The 21,768-nt window shown below is 65.9% G+C and carries 26 protein-coding genes, 2 tRNA genes and 1 pseudogene; 17 read left to right on the top strand and 12 right to left on the bottom strand.

Annotation, left to right across the window (positions count from 1 at the left end; all coding sequences use genetic code 11):
* A pseudogene (locus tag H3O04_RS10675) lies at positions 1-366 on the top strand (pirin family protein); the annotation flags it as partial.
* A 67-nt stretch (positions 367-433) separates the two neighbouring features.
* Here the strand turns inward: H3O04_RS10675 and H3O04_RS10670 are convergent.
* The gene (locus H3O04_RS10670; RefSeq protein WP_202587650.1) at positions 434-988 is read right to left on the bottom strand and encodes a periplasmic heavy metal sensor; all 555 of its coding nucleotides are present in this window, start codon (positions 986-988) and stop codon (positions 434-436) included.
* A 224-nt stretch (positions 989-1,212) separates the two neighbouring features.
* On the opposite strand from H3O04_RS10670, the gene H3O04_RS10665 reads away from it, so the two are divergent.
* The gene (locus H3O04_RS10665; protein ID WP_006493394.1) at positions 1,213-1,938 is read left to right on the top strand and encodes a response regulator; all 726 of its coding nucleotides are present in this window, start codon (positions 1,213-1,215) and stop codon (positions 1,936-1,938) included.
* On the top strand, positions 1,922-3,238 hold the full coding sequence (locus tag H3O04_RS10660) for an ATP-binding protein (RefSeq protein ID WP_011694353.1): 1,317 nt from the start codon (positions 1,922-1,924) through the stop codon (positions 3,236-3,238). The genes H3O04_RS10665 and H3O04_RS10660 overlap by 17 nt, the downstream gene beginning before the upstream one ends.
* 42 nt (positions 3,239-3,280) lie before the next feature.
* Here H3O04_RS10660 and H3O04_RS10655 read toward each other — a convergent pair whose 3' ends face one another.
* Positions 3,281-3,547: a double-stranded DNA-specific endonuclease gene (locus H3O04_RS10655; protein WP_011545926.1), complete on the bottom strand. Its 267-nt coding sequence runs from the start codon at positions 3,545-3,547 to the stop codon at positions 3,281-3,283.
* A 503-nt stretch (positions 3,548-4,050) separates the two neighbouring features.
* On the opposite strand from H3O04_RS10655, the gene H3O04_RS10650 reads away from it, so the two are divergent.
* Both H3O04_RS10650 and H3O04_RS10645 read left to right on the top strand, forming a co-directional pair.
* Complete coding sequence (locus H3O04_RS10650; RefSeq protein WP_011545925.1) at positions 4,051-5,808, top strand: ABC transporter permease; 1,758 nt, start codon at positions 4,051-4,053, stop codon at positions 5,806-5,808.
* Between the two features lie 22 nt (positions 5,809-5,830).
* Positions 5,831-7,168 carry an ABC transporter ATP-binding protein gene (locus H3O04_RS10645; protein ID WP_006755837.1) on the top strand — a complete coding sequence of 446 codons (1,338 nt, stop codon included), beginning with the start codon at positions 5,831-5,833 and terminating at the stop codon, positions 7,166-7,168.
* 82 nt (positions 7,169-7,250) lie between these two features.
* On the opposite strand, the gene H3O04_RS10640 is transcribed toward H3O04_RS10645, so the two are convergent.
* Positions 7,251-7,745, bottom strand: coding sequence for a hypothetical protein (locus H3O04_RS10640; protein WP_011545923.1), 495 nt, complete (start codon positions 7,743-7,745; stop codon positions 7,251-7,253).
* Positions 7,742-8,293 carry a hypothetical protein gene (locus H3O04_RS10635; RefSeq protein WP_023476777.1) on the bottom strand — a complete coding sequence of 184 codons (552 nt, stop codon included), beginning with the start codon at positions 8,291-8,293 and terminating at the stop codon, positions 7,742-7,744. The genes H3O04_RS10640 and H3O04_RS10635 overlap by 4 nt, the downstream gene beginning before the upstream one ends.
* A gap of 288 nt (positions 8,294-8,581) precedes the next feature.
* Between H3O04_RS10635 and H3O04_RS36075 the strand changes: the two genes are divergently transcribed.
* From H3O04_RS36075 to H3O04_RS10625, 3 genes are all read left to right on the top strand, one after another.
* Positions 8,582-8,791 carry a hypothetical protein gene (locus H3O04_RS36075; RefSeq protein ID WP_080289854.1) on the top strand — a complete coding sequence of 70 codons (210 nt, stop codon included), beginning with the start codon at positions 8,582-8,584 and terminating at the stop codon, positions 8,789-8,791.
* Positions 8,792-8,929: 138 nt separating this feature from the next.
* Positions 8,930-10,351 (top strand): alpha,alpha-trehalose-phosphate synthase (UDP-forming), encoded by a 1,422-nt coding sequence (gene otsA / locus H3O04_RS10630; RefSeq protein ID WP_006478148.1) that lies wholly within the window; start codon positions 8,930-8,932, stop codon positions 10,349-10,351.
* Positions 10,344-10,937, top strand: coding sequence for an AAA family ATPase (locus H3O04_RS10625; protein ID WP_202587649.1), 594 nt, complete (start codon positions 10,344-10,346; stop codon positions 10,935-10,937). The genes otsA and H3O04_RS10625 overlap by 8 nt, the downstream gene beginning before the upstream one ends.
* A gap of 34 nt (positions 10,938-10,971) precedes the next feature.
* Here the strand turns inward: H3O04_RS10625 and H3O04_RS10620 are convergent, their stop codons facing one another.
* On the bottom strand, positions 10,972-12,339 hold the full coding sequence (locus H3O04_RS10620; RefSeq protein WP_202587648.1) for an MFS transporter: 1,368 nt from the start codon (positions 12,337-12,339) through the stop codon (positions 10,972-10,974).
* 182 nt (positions 12,340-12,521) lie between these two features.
* Positions 12,522-12,902 (bottom strand): DUF5594 family protein, encoded by a 381-nt coding sequence (locus tag H3O04_RS10615; RefSeq protein WP_124478504.1) that lies wholly within the window; start codon positions 12,900-12,902, stop codon positions 12,522-12,524.
* A gap of 156 nt (positions 12,903-13,058) precedes the next feature.
* Here H3O04_RS10615 and H3O04_RS10610 point away from each other — a divergent pair, with 156 nt between their 5' ends.
* Positions 13,059-13,421 carry a hypothetical protein gene (locus tag H3O04_RS10610; RefSeq protein WP_012328977.1) on the top strand — a complete coding sequence of 121 codons (363 nt, stop codon included), beginning with the start codon at positions 13,059-13,061 and terminating at the stop codon, positions 13,419-13,421.
* A 199-nt stretch (positions 13,422-13,620) separates the two neighbouring features.
* Here H3O04_RS10610 and H3O04_RS10605 read toward each other — a convergent pair whose 3' ends face one another.
* Entirely contained in the window at positions 13,621-13,947 is a 327-nt protein-coding gene (locus H3O04_RS10605; RefSeq protein WP_006478153.1) for a hypothetical protein, read from the bottom strand.
* A 143-nt stretch (positions 13,948-14,090) separates the two neighbouring features.
* On the opposite strand from H3O04_RS10605, the gene eco reads away from it, so the two are divergent.
* The gene (gene eco, locus H3O04_RS10600) at positions 14,091-14,591 is read left to right on the top strand and encodes a serine protease inhibitor ecotin (RefSeq protein WP_023476772.1); all 501 of its coding nucleotides are present in this window, start codon (positions 14,091-14,093) and stop codon (positions 14,589-14,591) included.
* A gap of 26 nt (positions 14,592-14,617) precedes the next feature.
* On the opposite strand, the gene H3O04_RS10595 is transcribed toward eco, so the two are convergent.
* Positions 14,618-15,241 (bottom strand): TetR/AcrR family transcriptional regulator, encoded by a 624-nt coding sequence (locus H3O04_RS10595; protein WP_202587647.1) that lies wholly within the window; start codon positions 15,239-15,241, stop codon positions 14,618-14,620.
* A 115-nt stretch (positions 15,242-15,356) separates the two neighbouring features.
* Between H3O04_RS10595 and H3O04_RS10590 the strand changes: the two genes are divergently transcribed.
* Entirely contained in the window at positions 15,357-16,097 is a 741-nt protein-coding gene (locus tag H3O04_RS10590) for an SDR family NAD(P)-dependent oxidoreductase (RefSeq protein ID WP_202587646.1), read from the top strand.
* A gap of 50 nt (positions 16,098-16,147) precedes the next feature.
* Here H3O04_RS10590 and H3O04_RS10585 read toward each other — a convergent pair whose 3' ends face one another.
* Together H3O04_RS10585 and H3O04_RS10580 are read right to left on the bottom strand one after the other, a co-directional pair.
* Entirely contained in the window at positions 16,148-16,480 is a 333-nt protein-coding gene (locus H3O04_RS10585) for a hypothetical protein (RefSeq protein ID WP_202587645.1), read from the bottom strand.
* Between the two features lie 218 nt (positions 16,481-16,698).
* Positions 16,699-16,775 (bottom strand) — tRNA-Met (locus H3O04_RS10580).
* A 174-nt stretch (positions 16,776-16,949) separates the two neighbouring features.
* Here H3O04_RS10580 and H3O04_RS10575 point away from each other — a divergent pair.
* The 5 genes from H3O04_RS10575 (at position 16,950) to H3O04_RS10555 (ending at position 20,567) form a co-directional block, all read left to right on the top strand.
* Positions 16,950-17,531, top strand: coding sequence for an RNA polymerase sigma factor (locus H3O04_RS10575; protein ID WP_124622157.1), 582 nt, complete (start codon positions 16,950-16,952; stop codon positions 17,529-17,531).
* A gap of 12 nt (positions 17,532-17,543) precedes the next feature.
* Entirely contained in the window at positions 17,544-17,852 is a 309-nt protein-coding gene (locus H3O04_RS10570; RefSeq protein WP_011545912.1) for a hypothetical protein, read from the top strand.
* 2 nt (positions 17,853-17,854) lie between these two features.
* Positions 17,855-18,151: a 4Fe-4S dicluster domain-containing protein gene (locus H3O04_RS10565; protein ID WP_125381023.1), complete on the top strand. Its 297-nt coding sequence runs from the start codon at positions 17,855-17,857 to the stop codon at positions 18,149-18,151.
* A gap of 100 nt (positions 18,152-18,251) precedes the next feature.
* Positions 18,252-18,974 (top strand): O-methyltransferase, encoded by a 723-nt coding sequence (locus H3O04_RS10560; RefSeq protein WP_413814668.1) that lies wholly within the window; start codon positions 18,252-18,254, stop codon positions 18,972-18,974.
* 345 nt (positions 18,975-19,319) lie between these two features.
* Complete coding sequence (locus tag H3O04_RS10555; protein ID WP_125381025.1) at positions 19,320-20,567, top strand: glycosyl hydrolase family 28-related protein; 1,248 nt, start codon at positions 19,320-19,322, stop codon at positions 20,565-20,567.
* A 151-nt stretch (positions 20,568-20,718) separates the two neighbouring features.
* On the opposite strand, the gene H3O04_RS10550 is transcribed toward H3O04_RS10555, so the two are convergent.
* Together H3O04_RS10550 and H3O04_RS10545 are read right to left on the bottom strand one after the other, a co-directional pair.
* Positions 20,719-20,793: transfer RNA gene (locus H3O04_RS10550), tRNA-Arg, on the bottom strand.
* A 148-nt stretch (positions 20,794-20,941) separates the two neighbouring features.
* The gene (locus tag H3O04_RS10545; RefSeq protein WP_006478164.1) at positions 20,942-21,124 is read right to left on the bottom strand and encodes a rubredoxin; all 183 of its coding nucleotides are present in this window, start codon (positions 21,122-21,124) and stop codon (positions 20,942-20,944) included.
* Between the two features lie 198 nt (positions 21,125-21,322).
* On the opposite strand from H3O04_RS10545, the gene H3O04_RS10540 reads away from it, so the two are divergent.
* Positions 21,323-21,727: a DUF4399 domain-containing protein gene (locus tag H3O04_RS10540; protein ID WP_125381047.1), complete on the top strand. Its 405-nt coding sequence runs from the start codon at positions 21,323-21,325 to the stop codon at positions 21,725-21,727.
* Positions 21,728-21,768: the final 41 nt, after the last annotated feature.

Here is a 21,768-nt window from a genome sequence, read left to right as displayed (position 1 = left end):
CTGCATCTGCTGCAGATCTGGCTGCAGCCGGCCGAACGGGGCGGGCGGTCCGGCTACGAGGCACGGCGTTTCGCCGATGACGAGAAGCGCGGCCGGCTGAGGCTCGTCGCGGCGCCCGACGGCGGCGACGGCGCGCTGTCGGTGCGGGCCGACGCCCGCATCTTCGCGGGGCTGATCGACGGCGACGAGACGGCGACGTTCGACGTGCCGGCCGGGCGCAGCATCTACGTGCACGTCGTGCGCGGCGAGGTCGAGGTCAACGGCCGCACGCTGGCGGCCGGCGACGGCGCGCGGATCGGCGGTGTGGACGCGGTGGCGTTCGCGCGTGGCCGCACGGCCGAGGTGCTGCTGTTCGACGTCGCCTGAAACGAAAAGGGGACGCAGGCTGGTGCCTGCGTCCCCTTCGATGCCGCTGCGGGAGCGGCCCGCCGGCTTACTGCGCTGGCGCCGACGCACCCTTCGCGGCCGCGCGATGCTGCTCCCAGCGCTCCTTCATCTTCTCGTGGCGCTGCTCCATCTTCGCGAACTGCTGCTTGAGCGCCGTGCTGACCATCGTCTTCTGCTGGTCGTTCAGCCCGTTGTAGAACGTGAGCCACGCGGCGGACGTCTGCTCGCGCAGTTGCGCGTTCTGCGCCTCCGCCTGCTGGCGTGCCGAGTGCATCGCGCTCAGGTCGAGGATCGGCTGGTTCTGCTGCGCCTTGAACTGCTCGCGCATCTGCTCGTGGCTCTTGCGCATCGCGTCACGGTTCTGCTTCATCGTGTTGACGGCTGCCTGCCATTGCTGTTCCTGCGACGCGTTGAGCTTCAGCTGGTCGTGCAGTTTCATGATCGCGCCGAACGGGCCGCCTTCGTGCCCGCCGTGCATCTGGTGCATGCCGGGGCCGCCCGGCGGCGGCACGTCGGCGGGTTGCGCGGCATGCGCGGTGCCGAATGCGAGAGCGAGCACGGCGGCGGCCGCGATGGCCACGCGGGAAGTCTTCTTATACATTTCAGAAACTCCTTGTATCCAAAGGGTCCGGCGATGCGGTGCCGGGAAAGTCGGGTACCGCATCCGGTAAGACGCAGGTTAGCGATGCAGGCCCCGGCGGGTGTTACGCGGGGTGGCGGCCCGGTTACCGCGCATTACAGTTCCCTTGCGCGGTAACCCGCAGTAACCCTTTCGCCCCTTTGTTTCGTTCTTCGACTCCGCCCTCGCGCGGTAAACTTCGAGCCATGACTACCCAGATCCTCATCGTCGACGACGACCAAGAACTCCGAGACCTGCTGCGCGACTATCTCGTGCGCCAGGGGATGGAAGTGTCCGTGCTGCACGACGCGGCGACGCTCGAGAAGCGCCTCGAGCGCGAGCGGCCCGACCTGATCGTGCTGGACCTGATGATGCCGGGCGTGGACGGCCTGACCGCGCTGCGCCAGTTGCGCGCGGCCGGCGACGACATCCCCGTGATCATGCTGACCGCGCGGGCGGACGACGTCGACCGCATCGTCGGGCTCGAGCTCGGCGCGGACGACTACCTCGGCAAGCCGTTCAATCCGCGCGAGCTGCTCGCGCGCGTGCAGGCCGTGCTGCGCCGCCGCCGCGCAACGCCGTCGGCGGCCGCGCCCGAGCAGCGCGAGCCGTTCGCGTTCGGCCGCTTCCTGCTCGACTTCCAGGCGCGCACGCTGTCGGTCGACGGCAAGCCGGCCACGCTGTCGAGCAGCGAATTCGCGCTGCTGAAGATCTTCGTGAACCACGCGCTGCGCACGCTCACGCGCGAGCGGCTGCTCGAGCTGCTGCACGGGCCTGAGTACGACGGCACCGACCGCGGCATCGACGTCCAGGTGTGGCGCCTGCGCCGCATCCTCGAAACGGATCCGTCGACGCCGCGCTTCATCCAGACGGTCCGCGGGCGCGGCTACGTGTTCGTGCCCGACGGCGAGGCCCATGCGCAAACCCATTGATTCACTGTTCGGGCGGCTGGCGCTGCTCGTCGTCGGTGTCCTGCTCCTGTCGCACTTCGCGTGGTTCTTCGCGATGCGGCTCGAGCGCAACCAGATGCAGACGCGTTATGCGGTCGAGGAAGCCGCGTTCCTCGTCGACGCGGTGCGCCAGCACATCGAGCGTACGCCCGACCAGCCGTTGCCGTCGCGCGTGCGGCTCGTGTCGCCCGACAGTGCCGACGTGCCGAAGAGCGGCGATTCGGGGCTGCCGCCGCCGCTGAAGCGGTTCCGCGACGACGTGAGCGAGCGCATGCCGCCCGGCACGCAGGTCGAGATCGGCACGCCCGGCCATCCGCCGGTGCTGTGGGTGAAGGAGCCGACCGACCGCAACTGGATCGTGGTGCCCGTGCAGCCGCTGCGGCCGCCGCGCTCGCTCGACCGGATGCTGCTGTGGCTCGGCACGATCTTCTCGGCCGGCGTGATCGCCGCGCTGTTCGCGGCCTGGCAGTTGCAGCAGCCGCTGCGCTCGCTCGCGCGCGCGGTCGCGCGTTTCGGCCGCGGGCAGCCGGTGCCGCCGCTGCGCGAGCGCGGCCCGCGCGAGCTGCGCCAGCTCACGCACGGCTTCAACCAGATGGTGGAGCAGGTGTCGCAGGCCGAGAGCGATCGCGCGGTGATGCTGGCCGGCGTCGCGCACGACCTGCGCACGCCGCTCGCCCGGATGCGCCTGCGGGCCGAAATGATGGACGACGCACGGCTGCGCGACGGCGTCGTGCGCGACGTCGACTCGATGTCGCACATCGTCGACCAGTTCCTGGTGTTTGCGCACGGCGGGGCCGACCGCAGCGAGCCGGTGCCGGTCGACCAGGCGTGCGAGCGGATCGCGCGCAGCTATCGTGCGGTCGCGCCGAATGCGCCGACGGTCCAGACGCGGCTGGAGGCCGATCCCGGCTTCCGGCTGCCGACGGCGACGCTCGACCGGATCCTGTCGAACCTGCTGGACAACGCGCATGCGTACGGTGCGCCGCCCGTATTCGTCGAGACGGCGCGCACGCCGGCCGGCTACGTGCTGTCGGTCAGCGACAGCGGCGGCGGCATCGCGCCGCGCGACCTCGCGGCCGCCACGCGGCCGTTCGTGCGGCTCGATCCCGCGCGCGGCGGGAACGGCCACAGCGGGCTCGGGCTCGCGATCGTCGAGCGGCTCGTGCTCAGGCTGGGGGGCGCGTGCGACATCGGCAATCGCCCCGAGGGCGGCCTGCGGGTATCGATGACGTTCCCGTTCGACGCGGTGCCGAAGGACGAACCCCACGCGCAGGCCGCATGAGCGGCCGCGGCGCCTGCCCGGGCGGGCAAGCGCCGCGCGGCATCATTCGCCGAACAGCGTGCCGAGCGTCTCCGCCGCGTTGCTGTCGATCGTGTTGTAGGTCACCGTGGTGGCCTCGAAGATATAGACCGTCGTATACCGGCCGAGGCGCTCCAGGATTTCCTCCTGCAACGATTCCGGCACGACGTTCATGTTCAGGTACCACGCCGTGGACGACAGCCGCGTCTGGAACGACCCGTACTCCTGCATGAGTTCATAGAACGCGTCGGCATCCTGATCGCGACAGACGATCACCAAGTTTCCTGCCATTCCCTTCCTCCCGCTCGTCGGTCGATCCCCGGGGCCGGTATACGGACGGCACGTGCGCATTGCGGCGGCACGGCCGAAACGGACCCGGGGGCTAGCCCCGATCATACCTGCTTCGCCGTATCCGGCTGCTGATGCCGGACACGGTTTGTGCCCGCGTGCGCGGGGCGGGTTCACGGCCGGGCCGGATCACGGCATAATTCGGGCCTGCGCGCCGGCCGCACGACCGCGGCCGGGTCGTTCCGTACCGCGCGCCCGTCATCCGCCCACGCGCCGGGCACGATCCATGCGCTGCCCAGCCGTCCCGGGACGGTTGTACCTGAAATACAGGTTGGTGTAGTGTCGTGCCGTCGCGGCCCGGCTCGCCCGGCCGCGGCAGCGCATGCGCGCACGGCGCGCCGCGCGTGCGCGACATCGCCAGTCAATCGAATTACCGCGCCCGTGCGCTTTGCCATGAATCAACATCGACTGCCGGCTTCGTTCGGCCTTACCGGGGAGGGCGCCTGATGAACGTCGGATTCTTCAATCCGAACCGGACCGCCAACGCATCCGCGTGGCGCGTGTTGCCGAACCGGTGGGACTTCATCGCATTTCCGCTGATCATCTGCCTGATCGCGATGGCGGTGGTCGGCTTTCACGAAACGATGGCGCCGATCGGCGTGCTGCAGACGCAGAAGATCTCGCTCGATCCGTCGAACCTGCCCGAATACGCGCTGCGCACCACGCTGCGGATGCTCGCCGCGATGGTCGCGTCGCTCGCGTTCACGCTCGTCTACGGCACGCTCGCGGCCAAGAGCCGCCGCGCGGGCATGGTGCTGATCCCGATCCTCGACATCCTGCAGTCGGTGCCGGTGCTCGGCTTCATCTCGTTTACGGTCACGTTCTTCCTCGCGCTGTTCCCGAGCCGCGTGCTCGGCGCCGAGCTGGCCGCGATCTTCGCGATCTTCACGAGTCAGGCGTGGAACATGACGTTCAGCTTCTACCAGTCGCTGCGCACGGTGCCGCGCGACCTGGACGAAGTGTCGCGCGGCTTCCACCTGACGTCCTGGCAGCGCTTCTGGAAGCTCGAAGTGCCGTTCTCGATGCCGGGCCTGATCTGGAACATGATGATGTCGATGTCGGGTGGCTGGTTCTTCGTCGTCGCGTCGGAGGCGATCACCGTCGGCAACCAGACGATCACGCTGCCGGGCATCGGCGCGTATCTCGCGCAGGCCATCTCCGACAAGAACTTCGGCGCGATCGGCTGGGTGATCCTGACGATGACGGTCGTGATCCTCGCGTATGACCAGCTCCTGTTCCGCCCGCTCATCGCGTGGGCCGACAAGTTCCGGATGGAGAACACCGCGTCGGGCGATGCGCCGCAATCGTGGCTGCTCGACCTCGTGCGCCGCACGCGCTTGATTCATCAACTGCTCGTGCCGGCCGGCTGGTTCTTCGCGAAGGCCGCGCGGATTCCGCTGCGCCTGCCGCTGTCGGGCGCGATGCGTTTCACGCTGCCGAAAGTCGAGAAGAAGGCGTCGCGCACGGTCGACATCGCGTGGGCCGGGCTCGTGCTGATCGGCACGGCCTATATCGTGTGGCGCGTCGTCAGCTTCGTCGCGACCGGCGTGACGATGGCCGAGGTCGGCCACGTGCTCGTGCTCGGGCTCATCACGCTGCTGCGCGTGGTCGTGCTGATCTCGATCGCGTCGGTGATCTGGGTGCCGATCGGCGTGTGGGTCGGGCTGCGTCCGAAGCTGGCCGAGAAGCTGCAGCCGCTCGCGCAGTTCCTCGCCGCGTTCCCGGCGAACCTGCTGTTCCCGGTGTTCGTGATCGTGATCGCGCGCTTCCACCTGAACGCGGACATCTGGCTGTCGCCGCTGATCGTGCTCGGCACGCAGTGGTATATCCTGTTCAACGTGATCGCCGGCGCGACGTCCTACCCGAACGACTATCGCGAAGCGGCGACCAACTTCCGCATCCGCGGCTGGCAGTGGTGGCGTCAGGCGATCCTGCCCGGCATCTTTCCGTACTACGTGACGGGCGCGATCACCGCATCGGGCGGCGCGTGGAACGCGAGCATCGTGTCGGAAGCCGTGCAGTGGGGCAGCACCCGAATCGAGGCGCACGGCCTCGGCGCCTACATCGCGCAGACCACCGCCGCCGGCGATTTTCCGAAGATCATCCTGGGCATCGCCGTGATGTCCCTGTTCGTCACCCTGTTCAACCGCCTGCTGTGGCGCCCGCTGTATGCCTTCGCCGAAGCGAAGCTGCGGCTCGACTGAGACCGATTGAGAGCGAAACGCGATGCACAATCCGAATGCTGTAAACGCCCCCGTCCAGACGTCCCAGCCGCCGCGCCTCGGTGAAGAAATCCTGCGCGTCGATCACGTCTGCCGCGGCTTCAACAAGACGCAGGGCGAACTGCTCGTGCTCGACGACGCGAACCTGTCGCTGCGCGAAGGCGAGATCGTCGGCCTGCTCGGCCGCTCCGGCTCGGGCAAATCGACGCTGTTGCGCATCATTGCCGGCCTGATCGAGCCGACCGGCGGCGAAGTGACCTACCTCGGCAAGCCGCTGCGCGGCCCGGCCGAAGGCGTCGCGATGGTATTCCAGACCTTCGCGCTGTTCCCGTGGCTCACCGTGCTGCAGAACGTGGAAGCCGGGCTCGAAGCGCTCGGCGTCGGCGCGCGCGAGCGGCGCGAGCGTGCGCTGGCCGCGATCGACCTGATCGGTCTCGACGGTTTCGAGAACGCGTACCCGCGTGAACTGTCGGGCGGGATGCGCCAGCGCGTCGGTTTCGCGCGTGCGCTCGTCGTCGACCCGACGATTCTGCTGATGGACGAGCCGTTCTCCGCACTCGACGTGCTGACGGCTGAAACGCTGCGTACCGATTTGCTGGACCTGTGGACGCAAGGCCGCATGCCGATCAAGTCGGTGCTGATCGTCACGCACAACATCGAGGAGGCGGTGTTCATGTGCGACCGGATTCTCGTGCTGTCGTCGAACCCGGGCCGCGTGATCGCCGAGATCAAGGTGCCGTTCAAGCATCCGCGCAATCGTCTCGACCCGGCGTTCCGCAAGCTCGTCGACGACATCTACGCGAAGATGACCGCGCGCCAGACCGGCGAGGCGACGAAGAAGGGGCTCGAGCTCGGCAGCTGGCTGCCGCAGGTGTCGACCAACCTGATGGCCGGCCTGATCGAGACGCTCGCGATGGCGCCGTACCACGGCCGCGCGGACATGCCGGAAATCGCGCGGACGCTGCACCTCGAGGTCGACGACCTGTTCCCGATCGCGGAAGTGCTGCAGTACCTCGGCTTCGCGGACGTGCGCGAAGGCGACGTGTTCCTGACGCCGCCGGGGCGCGTGTTCGCGGAATTCGGCACGCAGGAGCGCAAGCTGATGTTCGCCGATCACCTGCTGAAGCACGTGCCGCTCGCCGCGCGGATCAAGAAGGTGCTGAACGAGCGTCCGGGTCATCGCGCGCCGCGCGTGCGCTTCGAGCAGGAGCTCGAGGATTTCCTGTCGGACGGCGCGGCCGAGGAAACGCTCGACGCGGTGATCGACTGGGGGCGGTACGGCGAGATCTTCTCGTACAACGACCAGACCGAAATCTTCAGCCTCGAGGACGTCGAGTCCTGATGCTGGCGAGGCGCTTGGTATAACCAACCACGCCTCGCAGAACGCCACGGGCGCCACGCATGACGCGCGGCGCCTCGCACCGTTACTGCAAATTCCCCCACCGGTCGACGGCCGGTTCCGCGGACGCCCACTTCCAGTGCGTGCCTTGCTGGCACGCATTCGCGAAGTACCAGTCGGCCTTGTCGCCGTCCTTCACCGAGAACGCGAATTCCTTGCACAGCGCGAGCGCCGACGCGTACGCACGCGTGACGCGCACTTCGCCTTCGCCGTTTTCGAGCGGCAGCGTGTTCTTCACCTTCCACGGCTTCACTTCGCCGACGGCAAGACTGCCGGCCGTCTTCGCGATCGCGTCCTGCTGATTCTGATGGAGCTGCTTCATCGTGCGGTTGACGGCTTCGTCGGTCGCGGCCTGGACGGCAATCCCGACGCCGACACCGACCGCCGGGTTCGCGGTGACGAGGCCCGTCGCCGCGCCGGCCAGCGCGCCGCTCGCCGCGCCGACCGAGCCGCAGCCCGACAGCGCGGCCGTCGCCGCGCACAGCGCGCCGATCGCCGCGATACGGATCGCCACGCTCATTGCAGCGCGCCCCAGCGTTCGGTCGCCGGTTCGGCCGATGCCCATTTCCACACGGCCCCGTCGCGGCAGAGGGTCGCGACGTAGAACGCCGATTGCGCGGCCTTGTCGGCCTTCGCCGGCGTGTCGACCGCGAACACGATTTCCTTGCAGTCGAGCGGACCGACACTGATCATCCGGCTGACCGTCACGCGGCCCTGCTCGTCGTCCTCGATCGGGAACGAATGGTGCGTCGACCACGGCGCGACGCCGCCGACGTCGAGCGGGCCGGCCGCCTTCGCGATCTGCTCCTGCGTGTAGCGGTGCGCGACGCGTTGCGAGTACTGGACGCCGGCCCGCGCGCCGGCGACGGCGCCGAGGCCGATGCCCGTCGCGACGGCGGCGTTGTTGGTGACCTTGGAGGCGATCGCGGCGCCCGCGATACCGGCGCCGGCTGTCGCGCCTTCGCTGTACAGCGAATTGCAGCCGGACAGCAGTGCGGCCGTGGCGATCACGGCCAGCACGATGCGCGCCGGCGTGGCCCGGCGCGGCGATTCGAAACGAATGTTCATCCCTGAGTGCAAGTCCTGTCTGGGTGAGCGGCGACGCATGCACGCCCTGATGCCGCGTCATTGTTTCGCAATTGTCATAGGAAAACTGCAAAGCTTTGACAAATCGCCGCGCGGCAGGCCGCGTGCGCGCGGGCGGCGTCATTGTCGGATAGATGATTGGCGAGGGGTCGAAACGTTACAAATTGAAGGTAATTGTTACCTTCGGATGCGATCGGGCGACCTAGACTGTTTAGTTATGGAATGTTTCTACGACGGCCTCGAGCCGCGCCGCATATGAGACACCCAGCCATGCGCCGTTCGAAACGGTTGTCACACCGGCCGCCTGACGCGGCGGCCGGCCCTCCGGAAGACCGCCCGCGTCCGCGGACCGACGCGCCATCGGCACCGCCCGCGGGCGCGCCGGACGAGACGCCGTCGGACGGCGATCACAACCAGGGCGGTGCTCGCCCGGAAGGGCTCGACTATCAACGCGACCTCGGTCAGGAACAGGACGCTTGATACGGTCGTCGCCGCATTCCATCGCCGTATTTCATTGCAATTCTCGGAACTGAATCGCCGCGCGGCCGCCCTCGGGCCGCCGCGCCTGCTTTGGCGTGCGTCGCGCGCCAGCCAATCGAATCGAGGAGGGGAAGTCGCATGAGCAGATTGATCGTGGTATCGAATCGTGTCGCCGCCGGCGAGGACACGCGCCCGAGCGCGGGCGGCCTGGCCGTCGGCGTGATGGACGCGCTGAAGGAAACGGGCGGCGTCTGGTTCGGCTGGAACGGCGAGATCGTCGGGGCGCCGGATGCCGAGCCCGCGATCCAGCGGGACGGCAACGTGACGTACGCGACGGTCGGGTTGACCCGGCGCGACTACGACCAGTACTACCGCGGCTTCTCGAACGCGACGCTGTGGCCGGTGTTCCATTACCGCGGTGATCTCGCGCGCTTCGATCGGCAGGAGTACGCCGGTTATCTGCGCGTGAACGCGATGCTCGCGAAGCAGCTCGCCGCGCTGCTGCGTCCGGACGACCTGATCTGGGTGCATGACTATCATCTGCTGCCGTTCGCGCACTACCTGCGCGAGCTCGGCGTGAAGAACCCGATCGGCTTCTTCCTGCACATCCCGTTTCCGTCGCCCGACGTGCTGCGCCTCGTGCCGCCGCACGAGGAACTCGTGAAGTTCATGTGCGCGTACGACGTCGCGGGCTTCCAGACCGAGGCCGACAAACAGGCGTTCACCGACTACATCGAGCGGCGCGGCATCGGCGCGGCGAGCGAGGACGGGATGCTGCACGCGCATGGCCGCGTCGTGAAGGTCGCGGCCTATCCGATCGGCGTGCATCCCGACGCGATCGCGCAGGCGGCCGTCCAGTACGGCACGCGCAAGCCGGTGAAGATGCTGCGCGAGGCGCTGGGCGACCGCAAGTTGGTGATGAGCGTCGACCGCCTCGATTACTCGAAGGGGCTCGTCGAGCGCTTCCAGTCGTTCGAGCGGATGCTCGCGAATGCGCCGGGCTGGCAGGGGCGCGTGTCGCTGCTGCAGATCGCGCCGCCGACGCGTTCCGACGTGCAGACCTATCAGCAGATCCGCGAAACGCTCGAAGGCGAGGCCGGCCGCATCAACGGCCGCTTCTCGCAGCTCGACTGGACGCCGATCCAGTACCTGAACCGCAAGTACGAGCGTAACCTGCTGATGGCGTTCTTCCGGATGTCGCAGGTCGGCTACGTGACGCCGCTGCGCGATGGGATGAACCTCGTCGCGAAGGAATACGTCGCATCGCAGGACCCGGCCGATCCGGGTGTGCTCGTGTTGTCGGAGTTCGCGGGCGCGGCGGCCGAGCTGACCGGCGCGCTGCTCGTCAATCCGTACGACCTGTCGCAGATGGCCGAGGCGCTGGAACGCGCGCTGTCGATGCCGCTCGCGGAGCGGCAGGCCCGTCACGAGCAGAATCTCGCGCGGCTGCGCGAGAACGACCTGTCGGTGTGGCGCGATACGTTCGTCGCCGACCTGCGCAGCGTCGCGGCGGCGGCGTCGGTCACGCGGCGTGCGGGCCGGCGCGTCGCGCATGCGTGAGTCCGCGCCGGGCGCCGGTGGCGACGACGAAGCGGCCGACGATACCGCCGGCCGTTTCTTCGTCGTGACGGGCGGCCCGGGTTCGGGCAAGAGCACGTTGCTCGATGCGCTCGAACGGGCCGGGTACGCACGTTCGCAGGAGGCGGGACGCGGCGTGATCCGCGACCAGATGGCCATCGACGGTCCGGCGCTGCCGTGGCGCGACCCGGCTGCGTTCGCCGAACTGATGCTGGGCTGGGAGATGCGGTCCTACCATCTCGCGCGGCAGGCCCGCGGGCCGGTGTTCTTCGACCGCGGCGTGCCGGACGTGATCGGCTATCTGAAGCTGACCGGATTGGCGGTGCCCGCGCATGCGGAAGCCGCGGCCCGGCGCTTCCGCTATCACCGGCGCGTGTTCATCGCGCCGCCGTGGCCCGACATCTATGCGCAGGACACCGAGCGCCGGCAGGATTTCGCGGAAGCGGTGCGGACCCATGACGCGATGGTCGATTGCTATACGTCGTACGGCTATCGGCTGATCGAGTTGCCGCGCGTGAGCGTGAAGGCGCGCGTGCGCTTCGTGATGGACACGCTCGACGCGGCCTGATGCCCGCCGCGTGTGCGGCGCACGGCGGCGGGTGTCAGGCCGCCGTGTCCGGCCGCGGCGACGCGATGCGCAGCAGGCTGACGAGCGCGGCGACCGCCGCGAACACCGTGGCGACATAGAGCGCGATCGTCGGCCCGCGGTCGGGCGCGAGCCCGAAAATCAGCGCGACGAGCGCCGCGCCGAGCGTCTGGCCCGTCAGGCGCGCGGTGCTCAACATGCCGCCGGCGCCGCCGCTGCGCTCGCGCGGCGCCGACGACAGCATCGCGCGGTTGTTCGGCGACTGGAACAGCCCGAAGCCCGCGCCGCACAGCGCCATCCGCCACACGATGTCGACTGTGCCCGGGTGCGCACCGATCGTCGCGAGCGACAGCAGCCCGGCGGCGAACAGCGCGAGCCCGATCCCGCCGAGAATCCCGGCCGAATAGCGGTCCGACAGCACGCCCGCGAGCGGCGCGGCGAACACGATCACGAGCGGCCAAGGCGTCATGTAAAGGCCCGTCTCGACTTGCGAGAAACCGAGCGAATTCTGCAGCCAGAACGGCAGCGCGACGAACGCGAGCATCTGCGACGTGAACGACGCGGTCGACGTGTAGACCGACAGCGCGAACATCGGGATGCGCATCAGGTCGACGGGCAGGAGCGGCGCCGGCTGCGACAACTGACGCTTCACGAAGAAGTAGCCGACCACGAACGCGACGGCCAGTTCGGCCGCGACGTACCCATGACTTTCGCCGTGACCGAGCCCGTCGACGGCCGTGATCAAGAGGCCGAACACGCACGCGTTCATCAGCGCGCTCGGGAAGTCGTACGGCGCGTCGTGCAGCGGGTTGGCCGGCAGCGCCCGCAGGCTGCCGAGCACGGCCGCGATCCCGATCGGCACGTTGACCGCGAACAGCCACGGCCACGACGCGAACGACAGGATCGCGGACGCGACCGTCGGCCCGATCGCCGACGACAGCGCGACCACCATCGCGTTGATCGACAGCCCGCGTCCGAGCAACGACGACGGGTAGATCATCCGCACGAGCGCCGCGTTGACGCTCATGATGCCGGCCGCGCCGAACCCCTGGATCACGCGCATCACGGCCAGCATCGGCAGCGAGCCGGCGAGCGCGCAGCCGAGCGACGCCGCGGTGAACAGCGCGAGCCCGGCGATGTAGATGCGGCGATAACCGATGCGTTCGCCGAGCGACGCGAGCGGCAGCAGCGTGATCGTGACCGCGAGCTGGTACGCGTTGACGATCCAGATCGACGCGGCGTCGGACGCGTGCAGATCGCGCGCGATGGTCGGCAAGGCGACGTTGGCGATGGCGCCGTCGAGCACGGCGAGCGTGATGCCCAGGGCGACGCAGACGATCGCCCAGTAGCGTTGCGGAAGCGGCAGGCCGGTATCGGCGTTCATGACGGGAGCGATAGCAGGGTTGTCCGCGCGCCCGGTTGCAGGTTGCGTGCGCAACCATGTACAAGGGTGGCGGCGATGAACGGCCCGGCCGGCGCGGCTGCACCGGCGCGGGGCCGGTCGAGTGTATCACCGGGCCGCATCGCGCGCCGCCAAGCCGCGCAGTGGCCGGCTGGCGCGCGCATTCAGCCTTCGAAGTCGAGACCGCCGAGCCGCACGAGCGGCTCGGCCTGCGTACGCGACGCGAGATCGATGTCGCGCGCGCTTTGCCATGCGCCGAGCTTTCTCGGCAGCGCGGCGAGATAGTGCTCGAAGCGCTCCCGGCCGTCCGGTTCCATCAACCGCTCGATCTCGTCGGTGTCCCACGTCAGCTCGAGATTCAGCGGATGCACGAAGCCGCTCACGTGCTCGTGCGGCGCGCTGCGGATCTGGACGCGCGTCGGATGTCCGTGCCCGCCATAGGGGACGACGTCGATCTGCACGTGTTCCGCGAAGAACGCGGCGATCGCCTGCGCGATGCGCGGTGCGAATTCGGTATCGAAACGGCGGGCGGTTTCGGGCTGCATGAAGGCGTCTCCTGTGTGCCGAAAATCGTAGCACGGCGACGACGCGTTTCGGCGCGAGCGATACCGGTAATCGCGCGTTACCACTTGCTGCATCTATTACGGCCGCGCACCGCCACAATGCATCCCATCCAGTACCACTTCGCGTGGGAGTCCATCATGAAAAAGATTGCCGCAGTGTGTGTCCTTGCCGGTTCGCTCGCGGTCGCGGGCCCGGCGTCCGCGCATGGCCGCGACGGCGGCGCCGTGATCGGCGCATTGATCGGCGGCGCGGTGCTGGGCGCGATCGTGACGTCGGCGATGAATCCGCCCGTCGCGTACCAGGCACCCGTGTACCAGGCGCCGGCCTATCAGCCGCCGACGTACTACCAGGCGCCCGCGTACCAGCAGCCGGCCTACCCGACCTATCAGCAGGCGCAGTACCAGGACGACGGCCCGAACTATTGCTACGACCGCTACCAGCGTGCGTATGTGTGCGGGGCGCCGGTGCAGGGCGGTTACGCGCGGCCGGCCGGCTGGTAATTCAAGCACGCGTGGCGCGAGCGGATTCCGGGCCGCTCGGCCAGCAGCGGTCGACATTTGCTTCGCCGGGCCGAACGACGAAAGGCCCTCGCTCGATGCGAGGGCCTTTGTCTTTTTGTGTGGTCGTTCGTGGGGCGGAGCGATACGCCGCCAGCGCATCGGCGGGCCGTGCGCGGATACAAACGGTTGCAATTGCGCGTCAGTGGCGATGGCCGCCGCCGTCGCCGCGACCGTGTCCGCCGCCGCCGCCTTCGTTCCAGTCGCCGCGGCGTCCGCCGCCGCGCCACCAGCCGTTGCCGCGGTTGCCGCGATCGCCGTCCCAGTGATGGTAGTCGCGCCGGCCGCGATCCCAGTCGCGTCCGCCGCCACCGCCCCAGATGTTGACCGTGCCGTACACGGGAGACGGGGCGTACGCGTAGCCGGGATCGGAATAGTAGGGCTGCCCGTAGCCGTATCCGGCGTCCGGGGCGACGACGCAGCCGGCCAGCAGGGTGGCGACGCCGGCGGCAGCAATGAGCTTCAGCATGATGTTCTCCGTTGGTTGCGCTATAAGTACCGCGCCCGCGGATTGCCGGCTGTTTGCAATTGTGTCGCCAAATTACAGCCTCGTAAGGTCTTGCGCCGAAAGTGTTAGCATCCGGGGCTCATTTGTTTTTCAGGAGCACATCGATGACATTCGCGATCCGGGCCGCGCTGGCTGCCTTCTGCGTGACGACGGCCGCCGCCTGCGTGGCCGCGCCGGCCTCCGCGCCCGCCGTGCCGGCCGAGTCGATCAAGATGTTCCCGCAGGCCGCGGCCGGCCAGCAGCGCGTCGTGATCGCGCTGCCCGCGCTCGAGAACGAGGGCGATGCGCGCGTCGAGCTGATGATCGGCAAGACGCTGCAGACCGACTGCAACCAGCAGTGGTTCGGCGGCGAGCTGACCGCCGAGGACGTGAAGGGCTGGGGCTATACGTATTACCGGCTCACCGACGTGAAGGGGCCGGCATCGACGCTGATGGCGTGCCCGGGCCAGGCGCCGCAGCAACGGTTCGTGCAGGTGCGCGGCGACGGTCAACTGCTGCGCTACAACAGCCGCCTGCCGCTCGTCGTCTATGTACCGGACGGCTTCGACGTGCGTTATCGCGTGTGGCATGCGTCGAAGGACGTGCAGCAGGCTGCGAAGCAGTAACCTTTCCTTTCAGCGGCGTCCTGCCGCTACACACCGGCCGCGCTGCCCGTACCGACGAGCGCCGGCCAGGCAGCCAGCGCGGCTTGCGCGATGGCCTCCAGATCGCGGCGGCTCGCGCCGTCGCGCGCCTGGATCGACATGCCCTGCTGAACCGTCACGTAGTAGCGGGCGATCGCATCGAGATTCGCGTGCGCGGATATTTCGCCAGTCGCGACGCCTTGCGCGAGGCGTTCCCGCAACGCGTCGACCGTGCCCTCGCGCATCGCGATCAGCGTTTGCCGGACCATGTCCGACCGTTCGGCCGGATGCAGCGCCGACAGCACGATCAGGCAGCCGGCCGGCTTCGAGCGCCGCGTGAACACGCGCGCGGTATCCATCAGGTAGTTCTGCACGGCGTCGTACGCGCTCGCCGCCCGTTCGACACCCCCCCAGATTTCCTGTCCCTCGGTTGCGCGGTAATGCTCGAGCGCTTGCCGGAACAACGCTTCCTTGCTGCCGAAGGCCGCATACAGGCTCGGCGACGCGATGCCCATCGCGGCCGTCAGGTCCGTCATCGACGCCCCTTCGTAGCCGAGACGCCAGAACACCTCCATCGCGCGATCCAGCGCCGCTTCCTTGTCGAAGCTTCTCGGTCGGCCTCGTTCAGCCATTGCGTTCGTCCCTTCGTCGATATCTGTATCGATCGATAAAATAAATCAATTGACTGTGCGGCGCAACTTGTCACATTCTGTGTTGGTCGTTACATAAATGAGGAAAGGAACCGACATGAATCGACTTCAGGGCAAGCGTGCACTCATCACGGGCGGCAGCCGCGGCATCGGCGCGGCGATCGCGAAACGGCTGGCGGCCGATGGCGCGGACGTCGCGATCACGTATGAAAAATCGGCCGAGCGGGCCCAGGCTGTGGTTGCCGGCATCGAGGCGCTGGGTCGCAGAGCCGTTGCGATCCAGGCCGACAGCGCCGATCCGGCTGCCGTGCGCAACGCGGTCGATCGTGCCGCGGAAGTGCTCGGCGGCCTCGACATCCTCGTCAACAACGCGGGGATTTTCCGGGCCGGCGCGCTGGACGACCTCACGCTCGACGATATCGACGCGACGCTGAACGTGAACGTGCGTGCGGTGATCGTCGCGTCGCAGGCGGCGGCGCGACACCTCGGGGAGGGCGGGCGCATCGTGTCGACCGGCAGTTGCCTCGCGACGCGCGTGCCCGATGCGGGGATGAGCCTCTATGCGGCGAGCAAGGCTGCGTTGATCGGCTGGACGCAAGGGCTCGCGCGCGACCTCGGCGCGCGCGGCATCACGGTCAACATCGTGCATCCGGGGTCGACCGATACCGACATGAACCCGGCCGATGGCGAGCATGCCGATGCGCAACGTTCGCGGATGGCGATTCAGCAGTACGGCAAGGCCGACGACGTGGCGGCGCTCGTGGCGTTCGTCGTCGGGCCGGAAGGGCGGTCGATCAACGGGACCGGGTTGACAATCGATGGCGGGGCGAACGCGTAAACGCCGATGCCCGGCGTGAGTTGGCCGGGTGGCGGTGCGTTCGTTGTTCGTTATTGGCAGCCGAGGCGCTGGTGCTCGGCTTCCAGGTCGGCCCGTTTGTCGTAGGCGCGTAGTTCGTTGCGCGGCTTGCGGTCCGGGCCCATCCCGCGCACGACCTTCTGGCCGCGGTCGGGCGAGTGCGTGACCGCGTCGATGCCGGCGGCCAGTTCCCGGCAGCGGGCGTCGGAGTAGGTGCTTTCCGGGCGCGGGGCTGCCGAGGCAGTGACGTTGGCGATGCCCGGGCTGACGTAGCGCTGTTTCGCAGAGGCCGCGCCGGTGTCGGCGGCATTTGCCGTGGCGGTCATCGTTGAAAGCGCAGCGAGTGCCGCGATCGTTCGAATCATTCGAGAAGTCCGTGTGCTGAACCGAAGAAGGTTCGGAATTCTACGCAATGTTCGCTGCATGTCTGCGGCGAATGGACGAGGTGTGGTTACGTGTCGCACGTCGTGGTGAACGCCCGATTGCACACCTCTTCGTGTGTTGTGCTGCACACGCAAGCAACATCCTCGGACCGCCGAACAGCAAAAAGCCCGCTTGCTTTCGCAAAGCGGGCTTCGGCATTTGGTTGCGGGGGTAGGATTTGAACCTACGACCTTCGGGTTATGAGCCCGACGAGCTGCCAGACTGCTCCACCCCGCGGCGCGAAGTGTACTTCGGGTTGGTGCTGAGAGTCAAACGATTCGTGCGGAGACGGGTTGATCCCATATCGGGCCTGTTCCTTGAAACGACTGCAGCGCAGTGAAGCCGATGCGTACAGCCGCAAATTTTTCACACTCGCCACAATATTCGCGCGCCTGAAACGTCTTCAGACGCATGGAACCGCCACCCACTTCGCAACCGATGACCGACTCAGACCGCGACATCACTGCGACAGTGATGCGTGAACGAACGAGGCTAGGGAACTTCATTCGGCGCCGGATCCGCGACCCGGACGATGCCGAGGACGTTCTGCAGGATGTGCTTCACGAATTCGTACAGGCTTATCGACTGCCTGCGCCGATCGAACAGGCGAGCGCGTGGCTGTTCCGTACCGCGCGCAATCGCATCATCGATCGTTTTCGCAAGAAGAAGGAGCAGCCACTGATTGATCTGCTCGGTGCCGAGGACGAAGCGGACAGCGAGTATCGCCTGGATCTCGCGCTACCGGCGCACGATGCCGGCCCTGAAGCGCTCTACGCTCGCACGCTGTTGCTCAAGGCGTTGCAGGATGCGCTGGACGAATTGCCGGCGAATCAGCGCGAGGTTTTCATCGCGCACGAACTGGAAGGGCTGTCGTTCAAGGAGATGGCCGCGCAGAGCGGCGTCACGCTCAACACGCTGCTCGCGCGCAAACGCTACGCGGTCCTGCATCTGCGTGCTCGACTGCAACCCATTTATGACGAACTGGATAACTAGAGGAGTCGACGGATGAATTTTCGAATCAGATGTGCAGGCAAAGCGCTGCTCGTGGTGGTCGCCATCGGTGTGCTCGGGTGGGTCGTCATGATGCTGTGGAACTGGGTGATTCCGGGGTTATTCGTCGGTGCCCGGACGATCGACTTCGCCCATGCGCTGGGCCTGCTCGTGTTGAGCCGCATCCTGTTCGGCGGATTCCGCGGACATCGCGGGTGGCACGGCCGGCGACACTGGCGCAAGTGGGAAGCCATGACGCCTGAAGAACGCGAGCAGTTTCGGGCCGCATGGCGATCGCGCGGCAAGCGGGCCACGGAGGAGTGAACATGCGTGAGAAATCAGCGGCCGACTGCAAGCAGAAGGCGGGCGTGATTGCGCCCGTCGTCGATCTGAAACGTTGTGAAGGGAAGGGGGATTGCGTCACCGTTTGCCCTGAAAACGTGTTCGAGGTCCGGCGCATCGACGAGGCCGATTATCTCGACCTCGGTCTGATACATCGCTTCAAGCTGCGCGTGCATGGAATGAAAGTCGCGTACACGCCGAATGCGCAAGCCTGCCGGTCATGCGGGCTTTGCGTGACGGCGTGCCCTGAACGCGCGATTACGCTTGCACGACGGGCATAGCGTCGCCCGTGTTTGCTGATGATGGAGCGATAGCGCCGCAGGCCTGATGGCGGATAGCAGTCGCTGGATACGCCGTCTACGTGATCAATCTCGTCAAGGAATGCACTTGGTTTCTACCACCCACGCTCTTTTGCAACGGCTTCATGAAGAGAGCCAGCGCGAAATCATCGCCCGCGCACGCGCGCAGTTCCAAGGGCCGAACGAGGCGTTTCCGACGCTCGTCGACGAATACGAAGCACTCGCCCCGAGGTTGCGAGGGCGGTTTCTCGAAACGTTCGGTTTGTTCACCGAAGATTTCGAGTTGTCGGCAGGCAGTGCTTTATCGTTGGCCGTGTCGGCGGAAACGGGAAGATTCTTGCGCAATATGGTGCTCGCGCAACGGCCGGCCAGAATCCTTGAACTCGGCAGTTCGTGCGGCGTGTCGACACTGTATTTCGCCGACGCGTTGCGCACGCTGGGCCGTGGTGTGGTCATCGCGACCGAATGCGATGCGTTCAAGTGCGCGCGTTTGCGCGATCACGTCGAAACAGCCGGCCTGGACGCCTATGTCGATTTGCGCGAGGGTGATGTATTCGAGACGGTTGCCGGGCTGGATGGGACCGTCGACATGGTGTTTATCGATGTCTGGGCCGACGCCTATCTGAAGCTGTTCAAGCAGATCGAGCACTTGCTGCGGCCGGGATCGGTCGTCCTGGCTGACAACATGTACACGTCCGAGGACGCCGTTCGACCGTATAAGCAATACCTCGACGAGGAGCCGCGGTTTTCGACCACGACGCTGGATTTTGAGTCAGGGGTGGAGTTTACGGTGGTTGTTGCTTAGCAGGAGTTCTCGTGAATCGGGAGGATCGCCTAGATTCGTATTGCAGAACGTGCCTGATGAACTTGATGGTTACCCAGTGCATAGCAAAGCGGCCGCGATTTCGCGCGGAATCGCGGGCCGTGACCAGTCAGTGATTTATTCGAAGCCCCGCATCGAGCGGGGCTTCTCACATCAGACGAAACGCGCGATGATGCGACGATGCTAGACCGAGAGGAGGGCCCACGCCAGCCACTTCGTTGCGCATTCACCTGTTGGATACCGACGACTTCACAATGACGTCGACGTGTGATCGACGTCGGTGCATATGGACGCCAACCCCTTGATCGTTGATCGGGAGCATTTCCTATGACGGACGTTTCTTTGGATACGGTAACTGTTGCGGGAGGCGGCGCTGTTGCCCGCACTTTGAGATCGATGGCTAGCGACGTTGCAAACGTCAAGAGCTTTGGTGCGGTAGGGGATGGGGCGAGTGATGATACCGCGGCCATTCAGGCTGCTGTGAATTCTCTCGGAGCAGGCGGAGTTGTCTTCTTTCCGGCCGGTACATATCGGGTCTCGTCTGCTATCAACTCCACTGTCCGGGGGATAGTCTTTTCCGGATCAGGGTCCCAAGGATCCATTCTGTCGACATCTTCTGCGACGGCAGATGTGTTGACTATTTCAGGCTGGGATTCTGGAGTCGAGGGCCTTGGATTCGCCTCATCAGTTACTCGAACTGCAGGGTCGTTTGTTGTGTTGACCGGAGCATTTGGTCATATCGAAAAGTGTAGATTTGACGGGCATTATTGCGCGGTAAATATAAATTCACCTGCTGCTCCAATTTCTGTTCGAGATTGCATATTTCATAATGCGACCCCGGCGTCCACTTCGCCAGGAGGAGGGGGAATATGGATCAACGTTCCGGGAACTGATGTTCGGTTGGATGGGTTGATCTTCATCAACGATACTGTCGCGTCACCAACGTATGGAATTAACGTGGTTGCGGTTGGAGCATTGATGCTGGACAACAGTGATATTGTTGGCCAGGGAACGGCTCTTCTCGTGAACCCGGGCTCTGGAAGCACCGCGCAAGCAATTTTCGCAACCAACACCTATTTTGATACTTGTACCGGTAATTGCGTAACAATACAACCGGCCGCCGGCGGCAACGTGTTGTGGGTGAAGTTTACCAATGTCTGGGCAAGCCCCGCGAACGGCGGTGGAAATGGAATATTTATCGATGGAAGTTCAGGTGTTGTTGCGGACGTGAATATTTCCAGTTTTGTGGTCCACAACGACTACAGGCCGTCTCAATCTGGAATATTGTTCCAGGGCGCTCACGTCAAAAATGTGAGTATTTCTAATGGAATGTGCGCTGGTTTTGTCTACGGCGTTGTGGCCGGTCCGGGTGTATGTGATTTCACGATTACTGGCGTAACAGCCGGTGCTTATGATCCGACAACCCAGCCAAACAATTATGGAATTGTTGTTAGTACGGGGGCTTCTGATCGCTATATTATTAGCGGAAACAGGGCTTATGGGAATCTGATTAAAAACTTGGTCGATAATGGTACTGGAACGAATAAAGTTGTCCAGCTGAACCTTGCCCCTTGACGGATATCGCGGGCTCGTGGCGAGTGACTACCGATAGCTACTCGGCTCCATTTTGTCCATGGAGCGCCTCGTACGCCTTGCTATAGACCCTATCCGACACAAGGATGTGCGCGACTTTTTGGCCAAACTTGGGAAGTGTTGGGAACCAGGCTGGTCCCCCCGACAGGAATCGAACCTGTATCTAGCGCTTAGGAGGCGCTTGTTCTATCCATTGAACTACGGGGAGAGCCAAGTCCGGGCATTCGCGCAAAAGAAGGCGAACCGGACGGCGGTGTGGACAGCGCGCAGAGTATAGCAAACGCGCGGCGCGTCGGCGGGGCGGAATGCACCTCCGACGCGCGTATCGCGTGACCAACCGCGATCGAAACAGAAAATCAGAAATCGACGACGACGAAATCTTCCTTGCCCACGTCGCACAGCGGGCAGCGCCAGTCGGCGGGAATGTCGGCGAAACGCGTGCCGGCCGGGATGCCTTCGTCGGGCAGCCCTTCCGCTTCGTTGTAGACCCACCCGCAAATCAGGCAGACCCAGCTCTGGTATTCGGTTACTTCGCTCATGTTGCGCTCGGGATAATGAAAATTCGGCGATGCCGTCCGCAGCGTGGCCGGCGGACGAAAGGCGCAATGGTACCGGAATTTCGCCTAACGCCTGCGCAACGTCGTTTTAAACGTACGCATCGCGAACAACCGGCGCCGTCGCGTCGGTCGGGCATGCAGTGTATGCTTCGTGGGCCTGTCAATCTGAAGGAGGAAACGATGCTCAACAGAAAGTGGATCGCGGGTGCAGTCTGTGTCGCGGCGCTGGCCGTATCGACGCTCGCGCGCGCCGAGGCGCGTGTGTTCTTCGTCGAGCCGCAGGACGGCGCGACGGTGTCGAGCCCCGTACACGTGAAGTTCGGTCTCGAAGGCATGGCGCTCAAGCCGGCCGGCGACATGACCCCGGATACCGGTCACCATCATCTGCTGATCGACGGCAAGCCGGTGCCGAAGGGCGACGTGATCCCGGCGACCGACCATTCGCTGCATTTCGGCAAGGCCCAGACCGAAACCGACGTGAAGCTGCCGTCTGGCCAGCACACGCTGACGCTGCAGCTCGGTGACGGCGCGCACCGTTCGTACGGTCCCGAACTGAGTTCGACGATCACGGTCAACGTGAAGTAACCGCACGTTCTGCGCCGGCGCTCGCCGCGCCGCGCATGGGA

This window comes from Burkholderia sp. KCJ3K979, from assembly GCF_016759955.1.
Taxonomy (GTDB): Bacteria; Pseudomonadota; Gammaproteobacteria; order Burkholderiales; family Burkholderiaceae; genus Burkholderia; species Burkholderia orbicola.
This window is presented reverse-complemented; position numbering and strand designations above follow the sequence as displayed.